Consider the following 15,328-nt stretch of genomic DNA (forward strand, 5'->3'; position numbering starts at 1 on the left):
CCACCACACTCCTGCTACACTGTATACCTGAACAGTATATGGAGCAGTATGTGAGCAGGCGTCAATCCGCCCCGCGACTTGAGTTTGAAGCGGCGGCTATCTACGAATATCCCGAGCACCTTCGCCCCTGGCTTGAAGCATTGCCTAAACAGCCGGGCGTGTACATCTTTCACGGCGAAAGCGACACCCTGCCGCTCTACATTGGCAAGAGCGTTAACATTCGCAGTCGGGTGTTATCCCATCTGCGTACCCCGGACGAGGCCGCCATGCTGCGCCAGTCGCGACGCATTACCTGGTTCCAGACTGCCGGAGAAATGGGCGCGCTATTGCTGGAAGCGCGTTTGATTAAAGAGCAGCAGCCGCTGTTCAACAAGCGCCTGCGCCGCAACCGTCAGCTCTGCTCCCTGCAGATCAACGATGGCAAGCCGCAGGTCGTCTACGCGCGCGACGTCGATTTTTCACATGCCCCCAATCTCTATGGGCTGTTCGCCAATAAACGAGCCGCGCTCCAGGCGCTGCAGACGCTGGCGGACGAGCTGCAGCTTTGCTACAGCCTTTTAGGTCTGGAGGCAACCACCCGCGGACGCGCCTGTTTCCGATCCGCGCTGAAGCGCTGCGCCGGTGCCTGCTGTGGGAAAGAGAGCGTTGAGGCGCACCACGCCCGGCTCCTCTCCGGTCTGGCGGCCATCAGCGTGAACTGCTGGCCCTGGGAAAGCGCCGTTGCGCTAAAAGAAGTGGGTGAGGCGATGACCCAGTATCACATCGTCAACAACTGGCTCTGGCTGGGCGCTGTCGACGACATCAACGACGCGGCAACCCTGCTGCGCACGCCCGCCGGATTTGACCACGATGGCTATAAAATTCTCTGTAAGCCGGTATTAGCCGGTAAATTTGAGATCATTGTGCTCAATGACCTGGCAGCCACGTGATTTCGCTGAACAATAAGGTGCCCTGAGCCTCCAGCAGACGCAGCGTATGGGTACCCTCCTCCCAGCTGGCGCCCTGATCGGCCGTCAGCAATTTATCACCCAGCTGCCACGCCCCGGTTAACACAAATACCACGCCCCCGCGTGAGCCAAAGGTGGTAAAGGTACGGTCAGCCACGCGCACCTTCGCCCGGCAGCAGTCGCGCCGGGTCATGATGTTGAAGTCCATCGCCATCCGCCCATCGGACAGCAGCGCTTTCACCGGCAGATCGCCGGCAAAGCTGTAGGGCTGATGGTGCTTGAGGGTATGGAAGAATGCCTGACCGGCATCCAGCGTCACCTCCCCTCCTTCCAGTAACGTGATCACCCGGTCGACGCCGGGAAAAGAGGAAAATTCGCCGTTGCTCGCGATAGTTGCGATACTGGCGCGCCAGTGAAAATCGCGCGTTGCGGGAGGGAAACAACAAATCTCACGCGTTTCACCCGCACCATTGCGCCAGAGGCTGACCGGCATCTTACGGATATCAAAGAACTCCATCACCACTCCTGAATGGCACAACCCGTGCCAGGGCAAGGATATTGCTATCGTTGCTGTCTTGTTTGTTATCGTTAGGTATTCACAACACAGTATCGGCAGCAGAGCGGGCAGGCCTTAGCGGAACGTTAATAAAAATTCTAACGCCATGACTCTACAAACATTCTCTGATGCGACTACAGGAGCATACCGCGCTGGCGGCGGCAGACAAGAGGGCAGGAAAGAAAAACCGCCGGTCCTGTCCACAGCGATTGCGCTTTTGTGGACAGGATCCCGGCGGTCTTAAGAGAGTGAACCGATTATTCGGTTGGTGCTGGCATTTTACCTTCCATCGCCGGACGTTCTGTCAGACGCTTCTCAAAATTCGCATTAAATTGTTTTTTCTGTTCCGGGGTCAGAATGTTGTAGATCTTGTTCTGGGTTTCCAGGTGAGCCAGCATGCGGGCTTTGTGCTGCTCGGCCATTTTGTCGATCTGCGCTTCGGCTTTCGCCTTGTCGAAGCTGTCGCTGGCGATGATGTCATGCATGGCACGACGCTCTTCCAGCGGCGGACGCTTCATCTGCTCACGTTCGCTCTTCCGGATATCGCGGATCTGCTGTTTCTGCGCATCCGTCAGGTTGAGATCCTTAAACATCATCATCTCGTTGTGCATACCCGGGCCTTTATGATGCATCATCATTTTGCCTTCAGCAGGCGCGGCAGCGGTGGTGGTCGCAGTATCTGCGGCGAACGCCATGCTGGTAGCGCCCAGAGCCAGGGTAGAAGCAACAAACAGTGCAGTAAACTTACGCATAATTTATTTCCTTTCTTTCAGTTATTCTTCGGCGCTATGCCGTGTTGACGAGATTAACTTTACGGGGTTTATCGTCAATTAGTCAGAGCAACGGTAAAACAATGAAAGTGTAAAAAACAAATTTTCGCCAAATGTGGAGGAAATAAGGATAAAGCGTGGAGAGTTGCAACCAAAAATATTCAATGCGATGATTTTAAAGCGATTTAGCAGAAGTATAACGGAGTGAAGGTGAATAATAAAGCAATCCACCAGGAATATTCTGCAAAACACGTTCACGCGCTTTAATTGCTAAGAAAAGGTATTTAACTTCCCCTCCCGGATGATGAGAGGGGAAAGGTTCAGGATATTTTTTCCAGCATCAGCCCGGCACGCAGGCCAAACGCGACGGTTGGGTTAGGGAATAAAACATACTCGGTGGTTTTCTGCACCTCGTAACGTTCCTCGCCATCCTCGGCCAGCAGCGCCCCTTTGCGGAACGGGGTGAAGTTGAGGGTGTGTGCTGCCATGTGGAGCAGGAAGGCATCGCTGCGGCGCGTGATCTGCTGTACGACCCGGTAACGCTCAACGGTCTGGTGCGTAGGCTCGGGAGCCGACCCGCCCAGCAGCGCCCGCAGGGCGAGATGCGTTGGCGCAAAGCGGGTGAGATCGTTTTCCCCAAACGGCAGCGCTTTCCCCAGCTCCAGCGTACAGGACAACGCACCAAAGTGCTCACAGGTGAAGTGCGTAAAGGTTCCGCCCGGTGACTGGTGAAACACCAGCGCCTCCAGCCCGGCGTCTCCCAGCCAGCTCAGGAAATCTTCCTCCCACGGCTGATTGCGCTGCGGCAGCACGCCGAAGCGGACATGGTAGGACGCGCGGATGGCCGTATGCAGATCCAGATGCCAGCGCACGGGACCCGCAGCGGCAAAGAACGCGGTCACCACGTTCTCCAGCCACGCTGCCCGCGCCGTTTCGTCACTCTGCGGAAACTGCGACCAGCGCCCGCCGAACATGCGGTTAATGTCGCTCACCAGATACCGTTTGTTTTGCGCCAGCGCAGGGGGATTGCCGAGCACCACCAGCACGCGGCACTTCAGGGCAATTTCATTGCGATACAGCGCGCGCAGCAGCAGATCGACAATCTCAACGGGCGCCGTTTCATTCCCGTGAATGCCTGTTGAAAGCAGCAGCGAGAGATCGCTCTTTGCGGTCGGCGTCAGCTCAAGCACCCCGCGCCCCAGCCACCGCCAGCGAAATGAGGGGCCATCCCCCTCTTTCTGTTCCGGCGTTTCATCGGCCAGGGTCAGCGCCAGTAAATTTTCCATACCCACTCCTTTAGCGCTGGAACGGATAAACCGATCCCAGCTGCAGGATTGTCGACAACGCGTCCAGCGCCTCGCGACCTTCGCGCAGAAGCTGCGGGTCAACCAGATCGGCCTGCGTTAGACGGTCGCGATAGTAGCGATCGACCCAGTCATTCAGGCGCGTAAAGAGCGTATCGTTCATCATGACCGCCGGATTAACCGCCTGCATTTCGTCCTGAGTCAAGACCACGCGCAGACGTAAACAGGCTGGACCACCGCCGTTGGCCATGCTTTCACGCAGGTCAAACACGCGCAGTTCGTCAATCGGGTTATCCGCCTTCACCAGCTCGGTCAGGTAGCGCCATACGCCCTGATGATCCCGGGACTCCTGCGGCAGGACCAGCATCATGCTGCCGTCATCGCGGCTGAGCAGCTGGCTATTGAACAGATACGTTTCAACCGCGTCCTGCACGCTCACCGCCTCCGTTGGCACCTGGACAGGCGTGAAGCCGCGCACGCGCTCATGCAGCGTGGCGAGCAGCTTTTCCTGATGGGCAAACGCCTGCTCGTGGCAGAACAGCACCTGGCGGTTAGAAACGGCAATCACGTCGTTGTGGAACACGCCCTGGTCGATCACATGCGGGTTCTGCTGGGCAAAAATCACCTGGGAAGGATTCACCTGGTTCAGGCGGGCAACCGCCTGGCTGGCCGCCAGCGTCTGACGGGCAGGATAACGGGTTGGCGCGACGTGGCCCCCCTCTTCTCGCCCGTAAATAAACAGCTGCACACCCGGCTCGCCATAATCGCCCCCCAGGCGGTTATGGTTGGCCGCGCCTTCGTCGCCAAACATCGCCACCTGCGGCAGGGCCTGATGCACCGCGAAATGGGCGTCCTGGTTGAAAATGGCGCGCAGCACGCGCTCGGTGGTTTCCGCTTCGGTGGCGCGGTGAAACTTGTTATTCAGGTTCGCTACCGTCAGGTGGACTTTGCCATCCAGCGTATCGGCTGACGGCGCGACGGTGGCCGCGTTGGCGACCCACATCGAAGAGGCGGAGCTTGCCGCCGAGAGCAGGTGCGGCGTCTGCGTCCCCGCTTTTTCGACCACCTGCTCATCGGTACCGCTAAAGCCGAGCTGACGCAGTACCGCCACGTTCGGACGCTCCTGCGGCGGGATCACCGCCTGCGGGAAACCGGCATCCGCCAGCGCTTTCATCTTAAGCAGCCCCTGCTTCGCCGCCAGCTTCGGGTTGGAAACCTGAAAACGGTGCTTCGTGGAGGCTTCATTACCAAAAGAGAGACCGGCGTAGTGGTGCGTCAGCCCCACCAGCCCGTCAAAGTTGACTTCACGCGCTTTCATGACGGTCCCCTCCGGTAAAGTCCAGCCCCGGATTAAGCGTCTCCGGCAGCGTCAGCGCCGGGGTTTCCAGGCTCGCCATCGGCCATGCACAATAATCGGCGGCATACCACGCGCTGGCGCGATGGTTACCCGACGCGCCCACGCCGCCGAACGGCGCGGTGCTCGCGGCCCCGGTCAGCGGTTTATTCCAGTTCACGATCCCGGCGCGCGCTTCCAGTAGCAGCCGATCAAACTTCTCGCGATGCGGCGAAATCAGCCCGCTCGACAGGCCGTAGCGGGTGTCATTGGCCATCGCAATCGCCGCATCAAAATCGTCGTAACGCCAGACGCACAGCAGCGGACCAAAGACCTCTTCATCCGGAACGTTGCTCGCGCCGCTCATCTCTACGATGCCCGGCGTCAGCAGCGAGGTTCCCGGCTGAACCGGCTTCGGCTCCAGCAGGGTTTTCGCGCCGCGCGCGACGTGGTCCTGCCAGGCCTTAAGCACGTTCAGCGCGGCCTGTTCGGAAATCAGCCCGCCGATAAATGGCTGCGGATCGGCATCCCACGCGGCTGGGACCAGGCGCGCGCTTACCTCTACCAGACGTTTCAGGAAAGCATCACCCTGCGCGCCTCTTTTCACCAGCAGACGGCGGGCACAGGTGCAGCGCTGTCCTGCGGTTATAAAGGCGGACTGAATCGTCAGGTGCACCGCGGCGTCGATATCGTCAGGGTCTTCCACAATCAGCGGGTTGTTGCCGCCCATCTCCAGCGCCAGGATTTTCTCCGGCTGCCCCGCCAGCTGGCGGTGCAGCTGATAGCCCGTCCCGGCGCTGCCGGTAAACAGCAGGCCGTCGATATCGCTCAGCGCGCTCAGCGCCTGACCGGTTTCCCGTCCGCCCTGCACCAGGTTCAGCACGCCCGGCGGCAGGCCTGCCTGTTCCCACAGCTTAACCACCGCTTCGCCGGTTAGTGGCGTGAGCTCGCTCGGTTTGAAGATGACGGTATTGCCCGCCAGCAGCGCGGGCACAATGTGCCCATTCGGCAGATGCCCCGGGAAGTTGTACGGGCCAAACACCGCCAGCACGCCGTGCGGACGGTGGCGCAGCGTGGCCGCGCCGTCCGGCATCTCGGTGTGCTGTTCGCCGGTGCGGGTGTGGTACGCCTTCACCGAAATGGCGATTTTGTTGATCATCGCCGTCACTTCGGTTGTCGCTTCCCAGCGAGGTTTACTGGTTTCAGACGCGATGATGCGCGTCAGTTCGGCCTTGTTTGCCTCCAGCAGCCCGGCAAACTTTTCAACAATTTCCTGGCGCACGGCGAAAGGCTGTTTTGCCCACGCCGGAAACGCGCGGCGGGCGGCATGGCAGGCTTGTTCCACCTGCGCGGCGCTGGCGTCGTTCCCCTTCCAGAGCACCTCTTTTCCTACCGGATTGGTCTTTACGCGCTGTTCGCCTTCGCCCGTGACCCAGTCACCGTTAATCCATAATGTCATGCTGTTTTCTCCTCAGGGCAGAGACGCACCAGGCGAACCTTATCGCCGGCGTTACATTTCAGGGCATCCAGTTCTGCAGCCGTCAGCACCAGACGTTCACATTTCGGGTTGGTCCGCACCAGCATCGCACGGAAGTTGGCATAATTTTCGTTCGCCACCAGGCATGCCGGCCAGTCACCCGGCGCGGGCTGGCCTTCAGAGACCTCAACCAGACGGCTTTTACGGATCGCGCGCACGCGGTCGATATCGCACTCAAGCGTAGGCCCACCGTCAAAAATGTCGACATAGTTGCGGTAGCGGAAGCCTTCTTTCTCCAGCACCGCGCGGGCGGGCGCGGTTTGCGGATGGACTTCGCCAATCACCGCCTGCGCTTCCGGGCTGAGGAAATGGGTATAGATAGGATGCTTCGGCATCAGCTCGGCGATAAAGGCTTTCTGGCCGGTACCGCAGAGATAGTCCGCCCGGCTGAACTCCATTGAGAAGAAGCGCTCGCCCAGGCTCTCCCAGAACGGCGAGTAGCCGGTGTCGTCGATCACGCCGCGCATCTCAGCGACCACTTTTTCGTTAAAGCGATCGCGGAAGGCAGCCATAAACATAAAGCGCGACTTGGAGAGCAGATAACCGTTGCCCTCTTTTCGCCACGCCGGGTCGAGGAACAGCGTGCAAAGCTCGCTGGCGCCCGTGTGGTCATTGCAGAGAAACAGCGTGGGCAGCGCGTTATAGACGTTAAGCTCTTTCGAGGCGTGAACCATGGTTCCGACGCGGTAGTTGTACCACGGGTCGTTAAGCCCGACGGCCACTTCAATGGCGCAGATCCCGGCTACGGTCCCCGTGTCGGTGTCTTCCAGCACGAACACATACCCCTGTTCGCTTTTTGGCAACGTCCCCTGCCAGGTTTGCAGGGCGCGCTCAATGCGCGCCGACAGCGTTTTTTCATCGGCAGGAAGCGAGGTCAGCCCGCCTCCCGTCTTACCGGCAAGCTGCATGAGCCCGGCGAGGTCGCCGCGCTCAACGGGACGGATGACCATCATGATGACACCCCGGATTTCACCTTTTCACACGCCAGCGCAAAGCGGTCCAGACCGGTTTGCACCTCTTCCTCGCTGACGATCAGCGCGGGAGCAAAACGCACGACGTTGGCACCGGCAATCAGCACCATCACGCCCACTTTTGCCGCTTCCTGTGAAATAAGTTTAGCTTTCCCGGCAAACTCAGCTGTGAGCTCGCAGCCGATTAACAGCCCCAGGCCGCGGATCTCTTTAAACAGCCCCGTTTTGCCGTTGATGGCGTTCAGACGCTCAACAAACCAGTCGTGGCGCTGCTTAACGCCCTTCAGCACCTCAGGGGTGTTAATGATGTCGAGCACCTGTCCGGCGACGGCGGTGGCCAGCGGGTTACCGCCGTAGGTGGTGCCGTGGGTGCCGACGGTCATCACGCTGGCGAATTTATCGGTGGTCAGCGTCGCGCCAATCGGGAAGCCGCCGCCCAGCGCTTTGGCGGTCGAAAGCACGTCCGGCGTGACGCCGTAGTGCATATAGGCATACAGCTCGCCGGTGCGGCCCACGCCGGTCTGCACTTCGTCGAAAATCAGCACCGCGTTATGACGATCGCACAGCTCGCGCAGCCCCTGCAGGAATTCCTTTTTCGCCGGAAGCACGCCGCCCTCGCCCTGCATCGGCTCGACGATCACCGCGCAGGTGGTGTCGTTAATCAGCTCGCTGGCGGACTGCAGATCGTTATAAATACCGTGACGGATATCCGGCGGCAGCGGGGCGAAATCCTGCGAGTAGGAAGGCTGACCGCCCGCGCTGACGGTAAAGAGCGTGCGCCCGTGGAAGGCATTTTTAAACGCCACGATACCGCTCTTGTGGGTTCCAAATTTATCGTGCGCATATTTGCGCGCCAGCTTCAGCGCCGCTTCGTTGGCTTCCGCCCCCGAGTTACAGAAAAAGACTTTTTCGGCAAACGTCGCGTCGATCAGTTTTTTGGCCAGGCGCAGCGCGGGCTCGTTGGTAAAGCCGTTGCCGGTATGCCAGAACTTCGCCGCCTGATCATTGAGCGCCTGACGCAGCGCCGGGTGCGCATGACCCAGCGCGTTCACCGCAATCCCACCGGCAAAGTCGATATACTCTTTACCCTGCTGATCCCACAGGCGCGAGCCTTCCCCACGAACCGGAATAAAAGCCGCCGGAGCGTAAACCGGCATCATCCATTCATCGAAATTTTCACGCGTAATTGACAGAGACATAGCGACCTCATCCGGTAAATAAAAGGTTATTTGAATGTTAAATAATTGAGTGTTTGCACTGTGAATGTAGATTGCAGCCTTCGTGCCAGCCAGCGATAAAATTGCATAAACGGGTTGAGGTAACAGAATATCAATAAGTTACAATATGGAGTTATTCACCTTTAGTGCATAAAAAGTGAATATTTTTACGACAAGCGGCGCTTTGCCGCATGAAAATCAGAAAGAGTATGCACAGGCCAGATATAATTCTGGAATTGTGATCGCTCGCGAAATTTATCGGTCATTTACGCCCTGTTTGAGGGCGAGGCGCGTCAGAATGGTGCAAATATTGCACCACCGGCAATATCTGTTGCAGTTATTGGTCGAAGCCGGTAACAGTTGACGCAAATTCTGCTACCATCCTTGCACTATTCACCTTGCACTGGCAGCGACTATGAAATTTGTCTCTTTTAATATCAACGGCCTGCGTGCCCGCCCTCATCAGCTTGAAGCTATCGTTGAGCAACATCAGCCAGATGTGATCGGCCTGCAGGAGACAAAGGTTCACGACGACATGTTCCCCCTCGAAGAGGTGGCGAAACTCGGCTACAACGTCTTCTATCACGGTCAGAAAGGTCACTATGGCGTCGCGCTGCTGACCAAAGCGCCGCCGGTTTCCGTGCGTCGCGGCTTCCCGGGCGACGGTGAAGAAGCGCAGCGCCGCATTATCATGGCGGAAGTGCCTTCCGCGCTCGGAAATATCACGGTCATTAACGGCTATTTCCCGCAGGGTGAGAGCCGTGACCATGAAACAAAATTCCCGGCAAAAGCCAAGTTTTATCAGGATCTGCAGGACTACCTGACCACCGAACTCAAAAAAGAGAATCCGGTGCTGATCATGGGCGATATGAATATTAGCCCGACGGATCTCGATATCGGTATCGGCGAAGAGAACCGCAAACGCTGGCTGCGCACCGGCAAATGCTCCTTCCTGCCGGAAGAGCGTGAGTGGATGGAGCGCCTGCTGGGCTGGGGCCTGGTGGACACGTTCCGCAACGCCAACCCGGAAACGCAGGATCGCTTCTCCTGGTTTGACTACCGCTCTAAAGGCTTTGACGACAACCGCGGCCTGCGTATCGATCTTCTGCTCGCCAGTACACCGCTGGCCGAGCGCTGCATCGAAACCGGGATCGACTACGACATCCGCAGCATGGAAAAACCGTCTGACCACGCGCCGGTGTGGGCTGAATTCAAGCTGTAATGACGCGTGAACATTCTAAAAACACTCTTCCTGTGCGCCCTTCTGGGCGCATTTATGTTGACGTTTGTCATGCTTCCCCCGGGAACCCTCTCCCTGGAAGGGATTAAAACCCACCATCAGGCGTTACTCGCCTATGTCGACCACGCGCCGCTGCGCAGCGCGCTGATCTTTTTTGCGGTCTATGTGGCGGTCTCCGCCCTCTCGATACCCGGCGCGGCGGTCCTGACCCTGCTGGGCGGGGCGTTGTTTAGCCTGTTGGAAGGCACCGTGCTGGTCTCGTTTGCCTCCACCCTCGGGGCGACGCTTGCGATGCTCGCAAGCCGCTATTTTTTGCGCGACTGGGTGCAACGGCGGTTTGCCCGGCAGATGAGTACGGTGAATACCGGCATGGCGCGCGACGGCGCGAACTTTCTTTTTGCCCTGCGCCTGATGCCGCTGTTCCCGTTTTTCCTGGTGAATTTGCTGATGGGGCTGACCCGCATTGGCGTCTGCCGCTACTGGTGGGTCAGCCAGGCAGCCATGCTGCCCGCCACGATTATCTTTCTGAACGCCGGGCGCGAGCTGGGAAAAGTGGCATCGCTGCGCGATATTTTGTCGCCGGGCATGGTATTAGCCTTTACACTACTGGGGTTATTACCGCTGATCACCCGCCGGCTGTTTTCCCGTTTTCTCCCGTCTGCTAAAAAGTGAGGCATTATGCGCCGTGTGCGTTTTTGCACGTTTCTGACCGGTCTGCTGCTGGCAGCCCCCCTATTTGCCGCCGACGGCTGGCAGGCCATTCAGCAACAGGCTAAAGGCCAGACCGTCTGGTTTAACGCCTGGGGCGGCGATCCGGCGGTCAACCGCTATCTGGAATGGGTCAGCGGCGAGATGCAAACGCACTATGCCATTACCCTAAAAATCGTCCCGCTGGCGGATGCTGCCGACGCCGTAAAACGTATTCAGACCGAATCCGCCTCGGGGCGTAAGACCAACGGCTCGGTTGACCTGCTGTGGATTAACGGCGAAAACTTCCGCACGCTGAAAGAGGCGAACCTGCTGCAAACCGGATGGGCGCAGACGCTGCCAAACTGGCGCTATGTTGATACCCGCAAACCGGTCACGGAAGATTTTGCCGTCCCAACCGACGGGGCGGAAGCGCCATGGGGCGGCGCGCAGCTAACCTTTATCGCCCGCAAGGCCAGCATGCCGACGCCGCCTCTGGATCCTCAGGCGCTGCTGGCTTACGCGCAGCAGCACCCCGGCAAGATCAGCTATCCGCGCCCGCCCGATTTTACCGGCACGGCATTTCTTGAGCAGCTGCTGCTGACGCTGACCGCTCACCCGGACGCGCTGCAAAAGGCCCCCGATAGCACCTTTGCCGAGGTCACGGCCCCGCTCTGGGATTATCTGGACACGCTCCACCCGCTGCTGTGGCGTGAAGGCAAAGATTTCCCCCCTTCCCCTGCACGGATGGATGCCCTGCTTGCCAGCGGCAGTCTGAACCTGTCGCTGACCTTTAACCCGGCCCATGGTCAGCAAAAAATAGCGAGCGGCGAACTGCCTGCCGACAGCTACAGCTTTGGTTTCCAGAGTGGGATGCTAGGTAACGTCCATTTTGTGGCGATTCCGGCCAATGCCGGCGCCAGCGCGGGTGCAAAAGTGGTCGCTAATTTCCTGCTGTCACCGCAGGCGCAGATCCGCAAGGCCGACCCGGCCATCTGGGGGGATCCGAGCGTGCTGGATGCCAAAACGCTGCCCGAAGGTGAAGCCAAATAGCTGCTGGCCCATACGCCTCAGGGGCTGCCAAAGGTGCTTGCAGAGCCGCAGTCCGCCTGGGTGAACGCGCTGGAGCAGGAATGGCTTCGTCGTTACGGCACCCGCTGAGCGGGCTAGTCTGGCTGGCGATGGCGGTAATTTATCTGCCGCTCCTGCCCGCAGGCGCCATGCTGTTGGCACCGGCGTTTTCGTTGACAAACTGGCAGCGGCTGGTGAACGATCCGCAGCTCCCGCAGGCGGCCGTCGCTACGCTGGTCTCAACGCTCATCGCCACGCTGGGAGCGTTGCTGATTGCCCTTTTCCTCGTCAGCCTTTTATGGCCCGGTAAGCGCTGGCGCCGTCTCACTACCCGCCTGCCGTGGCTGCTGGCGATCCCCCATGTGGCGTTCGCCACCGGCGCATTACTGCTTTTTGCCGAGGGCGGTCTGTTTTATCAAATCTGCACCGTCTGTTCGCCGCCGTTTGACCGATACGGCGCCGGGCTCGGCCTGACGCTCGCGGTCAAAGAGAGCGCGTTTGTGCTGTGGGCGATTTACGCCGTGCTGCCGGAAAAGCGGCTCGCGCAGCAGAAGATCGTCCTGCAAACCTTTGGCTACGGGCGTTTTCAGACGCTCAGCTGGCTGATTCTCCCGGCCATCGCGCCAGTCCTCGGCGCAGTGATGCTGGCGGTGCTGGCATGGTCGCTCTCGGTCGTGGATGTGGCGATCGTTCTCGGGCCCGGCAACCCGCCTACCCTGGCCGTGCTGGCCTGGCAGTGGCTGAGCCAGGGCGACGCGCAGCAGCAGGCAAAAGGAACGCTGCTGTGCCTGCTTCTCCTTCTGCTGCTGGCCGCGCTTGCCGCCCTCGGGTACGGCCTCTGGAAAGCATGGCGTCGCACAATTCCGGAAGTCGCGGGGACGCGTCCCCGGTCGCAGCTCGCCCTGCCTGAACGGGCACTGAGCGGGTTCCTGCCCGCGTGCGGCGTGCTGTGCGCCGCGGTGCTGCTGCTGCTGGCGCAACGGGATGACGTTGGCCCGGTGGGAAGCAGCCTTTCCTTCGGTCTGCTTTCAGGCCTGATCGCCCTGGTCGTCGGCTTACTCTGGCTGGAATGGGGTCCGCAGCGCGGCACGCTGTGGGTATGGTTACCGCTCGCCCTTCCGGCCCTCCCGCTCGTCACCGGCCAGTATGCCATTGCGTTGCACCTGGGCATCGACGGGCACTACGCCGCCGTGCTCTGGAGCCACCTTCTGTGGGTATTGCCGTGGACGCTGCTGGTGCTGCAACCCGCCTGGCGCCGGATCGATCCCCGGCTGCTCCTCACCGCCAGAACCCTCGGCTGGCGACGGACCAAAGTCTTCTGCCTGGTGAAATGCCCCCTGCTGGTGCGCCCTGCGCTACTGGCCTTTGCCACCGGCTTTTCCGTCAGCATGGCGCAATACATGCCGACGCTGTGGCTTGGCGCGGGGCGTTTCGCCACGCTGACCACCGAAACCGTCGCGCTCAGCAGCGGAGGCAGCATCCCGATTCTCGCTAACCGGGCGCTGGGATTACTGCTGGTCACGGGCACGGTGTTTGGTCTTGCCGCCCTTTTATCCCGGCTCGCGGGCCGCTACCGTCAAGGATTACGATAATGCTGAAGGTAAAAGATCTCACCATCGAACCGCTTTTCCGCGAGGTCAGTTTTTGCGTGCCCCGCGGGGAGATCGTCACCCTGATGGGGCCGTCCGGCAGCGGCAAATCGACCCTTTTTGCCTGGATGGTCGGCGCGCTGTCAGACGATTTCCAGGCGCGGGGCGAACTGTGGCTCGACGCGCGTCGCTGCGACGGTCTTCCCGTGGAGTCCCGCGGGCTGGGTATTCTCTTTCAGGACGCGCTGCTGTTCGAACAGTTCAGCGTCGGGCAGAATTTGCTGCTGGCGCTGCCCGAGCGCATCGCCGGACGCGCGCGTCGGGAAGCGGTCGAGCAGGCTCTGAATTCCGCGGGGCTGAGCGGTCATTACGCCAGCGACCCGGCCACCCTTTCCGGCGGGGAGCGTGCCCGGGTCAGCCTGCTGCGGGCCCTGCTCGCGGAGCCGCAGGCGCTGCTGCTGGATGAACCGTTCAGCCGCCTCGATAAAGCGTTGCGGGCCTCATTTCGGGCATGGGTGTTTGACGCCGTCCGCGCACGCAATATTCCAGTAGTGCTGGTCACGCACGATGAGGACGATATTCCGCCCGGCGGCAAGCTGATTGAGATTTCTCGCTGGCAATAATGTGCTAACGCAATGTTTTCCGTTTCGGGAGAGACGACAATGCACCCCTCTTTTATTGACGTCAGGTTATTCGATGAAACGTGTTTCTCAACTGACCGCGCTGGCTCTGCTCTGCGGCCTCGCTTCTTTTTCCTCTCTGGCGGCTGATATGCCCAACGCCATCACGCTGTCTCAGCTTCAGGCGCAGCACGGCACGCCTGTCGACACCCGCGCCAGCGCGTTTTATAACGGCTGGCCAAAGACTTTTCGCGCGCCTTCCGGGCATGAACCCGCCGCACTCAACCTTGCTGCCGCCTGGCTTAGCGCAATGAGTGACGAGCAGCTTGCGCTTTGGGCAAAACAGCATCAGTTGACCCCTGCGACGGCCATCGCCCTGTACGGTGACGATAGGGATAACCAGGCGGTGAAAGCCCGTCTGGAGAAAGCAGGATATCGCCACGTTTCGCTGCTCAGCGACGCTCTGCAGACGCCCGAGCGCCTTCAGCGCCTGCCGCACTTTGAACAGCTGGTTTACCCGGAGTGGATCCATCGCCTCCAGCAGGGTAAACCCATCACCGCTGCGCCGTCAGGTGACTGGAAAGTGATTGAGGCCGCGTGGGGCGCACCGAAGTTTTACCTGCTGAACCACATTCCCGGCGCGGGGTATATCGACACCAACGAGGTGGAAAGCGAGCCGCTGTGGAATAAAGTCTCCGACGACAAGCTCAAAGCGATGCTGGCGAAGCACGGGATCCGTCACGATACCACCGTCATTTTGTATGGCCGCGACGTCTACGCCGCCGCGCGCGTGGCGCAGATTATGCTGTATGCGGGCGTGAAGGATGTGCGTATTCTCGACGGCGGCTGGAAGGCGTGGTCAGATGCAGGCCTGCCGGTTGAGCGCGGCACGCCCGATAAAGTGACGCCCGCCCCCGATTTTGGCGCGCCGATCCCCGGTCAGCCGCAGCTGATGGTGGATATGGAACAGGCGCGCGGCATGCTGCACCGTCAGGATGCCTCCCTGGTCAGCATTCGCTCGTGGCCGGAGTTCATCGGCGAAACCAGCGGCTACAGCTACATCAAACCAAAAGGTGAAATTGCCGGTGCCCGCTGGGGCCACGCGGGCAGTGATGCGACCCACATGGAGGATTTCCATAACCCGGATGGCACCATGCGCAGCGCGGACGATATCGCCGCCCAGTGGAAGCGCTGGAATATTCTGCCGGAACAGCACGTCGCGTTTTACTGCGGCACCGGCTGGCGGGCGTCCGAAACCTTTATGTACGCCCGTGCGATGGGCTGGAAGAATGTCGCCGTCTATGACGGCGGCTGGTACGAATGGAGCAGTCACCCGCAGAACCCGGTCACCAGCGGAGAGCGCGGTCCAGAGAGCGCTCTCTAAGGGTTGAGTGACTTCAGCGTCACATAGCCGCTCCAGACGCGCGTTGTGGTGGTCAGCCAGCACAGCGCGCCGAATACCCACGCGAACAGCGTAAAGTGTGCC

At 60.0% G+C, this 15,328-nt stretch carries 13 protein-coding genes and 2 pseudogenes; 7 read left to right on the top strand and 8 right to left on the bottom strand.

The window, feature by feature from the left end; genetic code table 11:
* The first annotated feature begins 50 nt into the window (after window positions 1–50).
* Entirely contained in the window at window positions 51–929 is an 879-nt protein-coding gene (gene cho / locus ACWYRJ_RS12575) for an excinuclease Cho (protein ID WP_455507985.1), read from the top strand.
* On the opposite strand, the gene ves is transcribed toward cho, so the two are convergent.
* The 7 genes from ves to astC form a co-directional block, all read right to left on the bottom strand.
* Complete coding sequence (ves, locus tag ACWYRJ_RS12580; RefSeq protein ID WP_455507986.1) at window positions 907–1,464, bottom strand: environmental stress-induced protein Ves; 558 nt, start codon at window positions 1,462–1,464, stop codon at window positions 907–909. The genes cho and ves overlap by 23 nt on opposite strands.
* Window positions 1,465–1,760: 296 nt before the next feature.
* Complete coding sequence (gene spy / locus ACWYRJ_RS12585; protein WP_023292681.1) at window positions 1,761–2,255, bottom strand: ATP-independent periplasmic protein-refolding chaperone Spy; 495 nt, start codon at window positions 2,253–2,255, stop codon at window positions 1,761–1,763.
* A gap of 338 nt (window positions 2,256–2,593) precedes the next feature.
* Complete coding sequence (gene astE, locus ACWYRJ_RS12590) at window positions 2,594–3,559, bottom strand: succinylglutamate desuccinylase (RefSeq protein ID WP_032674585.1); 966 nt, start codon at window positions 3,557–3,559, stop codon at window positions 2,594–2,596.
* A gap of 10 nt (window positions 3,560–3,569) precedes the next feature.
* Complete coding sequence (gene astB, locus ACWYRJ_RS12595; RefSeq protein ID WP_021241067.1) at window positions 3,570–4,895, bottom strand: N-succinylarginine dihydrolase; 1,326 nt, start codon at window positions 4,893–4,895, stop codon at window positions 3,570–3,572.
* Window positions 4,882–6,369: a succinylglutamate-semialdehyde dehydrogenase gene (gene astD / locus ACWYRJ_RS12600; protein WP_149366709.1), complete on the bottom strand. Its 1,488-nt coding sequence runs from the start codon at window positions 6,367–6,369 to the stop codon at window positions 4,882–4,884. The genes astB and astD overlap by 14 nt, the downstream gene beginning before the upstream one ends.
* Window positions 6,366–7,400 (bottom strand): arginine N-succinyltransferase, encoded by a 1,035-nt coding sequence (astA, locus tag ACWYRJ_RS12605; RefSeq protein WP_008500686.1) that lies wholly within the window; start codon window positions 7,398–7,400, stop codon window positions 6,366–6,368. The genes astD and astA overlap by 4 nt, the downstream gene beginning before the upstream one ends.
* Window positions 7,397–8,617 carry a succinylornithine/acetylornithine transaminase gene (gene astC / locus ACWYRJ_RS12610; RefSeq protein ID WP_111965596.1) on the bottom strand — a complete coding sequence of 407 codons (1,221 nt, stop codon included), beginning with the start codon at window positions 8,615–8,617 and terminating at the stop codon, window positions 7,397–7,399. The genes astA and astC overlap by 4 nt, the downstream gene beginning before the upstream one ends.
* A gap of 433 nt (window positions 8,618–9,050) precedes the next feature.
* On the opposite strand from astC, the gene xthA reads away from it, so the two are divergent.
* The 6 genes and pseudogenes from xthA to ACWYRJ_RS12640 all read left to right on the top strand — a co-directional run bounded on the left by xthA (window position 9,051) and on the right by ACWYRJ_RS12640 (window position 15,226).
* Window positions 9,051–9,857, top strand: a complete 807-nt coding sequence (gene xthA / locus ACWYRJ_RS12615) for an exodeoxyribonuclease III (protein ID WP_149366707.1) — start codon at window positions 9,051–9,053, stop codon at window positions 9,855–9,857.
* 6 nt (window positions 9,858–9,863) lie between these two features.
* Window positions 9,864–10,547 carry a TVP38/TMEM64 family protein gene (locus ACWYRJ_RS12620; protein WP_455507987.1) on the top strand — a complete coding sequence of 228 codons (684 nt, stop codon included), beginning with the start codon at window positions 9,864–9,866 and terminating at the stop codon, window positions 10,545–10,547.
* Between the two features lie 15 nt (window positions 10,548–10,562).
* Window positions 10,563–11,723 (top strand): annotated as a pseudogene (locus ACWYRJ_RS12625) (ABC transporter substrate-binding protein).
* Complete coding sequence (locus ACWYRJ_RS12630; RefSeq protein ID WP_455507988.1) at window positions 11,696–13,225, top strand: thiamine ABC transporter permease; 1,530 nt, start codon at window positions 11,696–11,698, stop codon at window positions 13,223–13,225. Before ACWYRJ_RS12625 ends, ACWYRJ_RS12630 begins: the two are co-directional and overlap by 28 nt.
* Window positions 13,225–13,845: an ATP-binding cassette domain-containing protein gene (locus ACWYRJ_RS12635; RefSeq protein ID WP_455507989.1), complete on the top strand. Its 621-nt coding sequence runs from the start codon at window positions 13,225–13,227 to the stop codon at window positions 13,843–13,845. The genes ACWYRJ_RS12630 and ACWYRJ_RS12635 overlap by 1 nt, the downstream gene beginning before the upstream one ends.
* A gap of 73 nt (window positions 13,846–13,918) precedes the next feature.
* Window positions 13,919–15,226, top strand: a complete 1,308-nt coding sequence (locus ACWYRJ_RS12640; RefSeq protein WP_455507990.1) for a sulfurtransferase — start codon at window positions 13,919–13,921, stop codon at window positions 15,224–15,226.
* Here ACWYRJ_RS12640 and ACWYRJ_RS12645 read toward each other — a convergent pair.
* A pseudogene (locus ACWYRJ_RS12645) lies at window positions 15,223–15,328 on the bottom strand (CDP-alcohol phosphatidyltransferase family protein); the annotation flags it as partial. The gene ACWYRJ_RS12640 and the pseudogene ACWYRJ_RS12645 overlap by 4 nt on opposite strands.

This window comes from Enterobacter sp. (assembly GCF_977039595.1).

Coding starts and splice junctions, on each gene's coding strand:
- ves (WP_455507986.1), bottom strand. CDS start 1,464: ATGGAGTTCTTTGATATCCGTAAGATGCCGGTCAGCCTCTGGCGCAAT.
- spy (WP_023292681.1), bottom strand. CDS start 2,255: ATGCGTAAGTTTACTGCACTGTTTGTTGCTTCTACCCTGGCTCTGGGC.
- astE (WP_032674585.1), bottom strand. CDS start 3,559: ATGGAAAATTTACTGGCGCTGACCCTGGCCGATGAAACGCCGGAACAG.
- astB (WP_021241067.1), bottom strand. CDS start 4,895: ATGAAAGCGCGTGAAGTCAACTTTGACGGGCTGGTGGGGCTGACGCAC.
- astD (WP_149366709.1), bottom strand. CDS start 6,369: ATGACATTATGGATTAACGGTGACTGGGTCACGGGCGAAGGCGAACAG.
- astA (WP_008500686.1), bottom strand. CDS start 7,400: ATGATGGTCATCCGTCCCGTTGAGCGCGGCGACCTCGCCGGGCTCATG.
- astC (WP_111965596.1), bottom strand. CDS start 8,617: ATGTCTCTGTCAATTACGCGTGAAAATTTCGATGAATGGATGATGCCG.
- xthA (WP_149366707.1), top strand. CDS start 9,051: ATGAAATTTGTCTCTTTTAATATCAACGGCCTGCGTGCCCGCCCTCAT.
- ACWYRJ_RS12630 (WP_455507988.1), top strand. CDS start 11,696: ATGGCTTCGTCGTTACGGCACCCGCTGAGCGGGCTAGTCTGGCTGGCG.
- ACWYRJ_RS12635 (WP_455507989.1), top strand. CDS start 13,225: ATGCTGAAGGTAAAAGATCTCACCATCGAACCGCTTTTCCGCGAGGTC.
- ACWYRJ_RS12640 (WP_455507990.1), top strand. CDS start 13,919: ATGAAACGTGTTTCTCAACTGACCGCGCTGGCTCTGCTCTGCGGCCTC.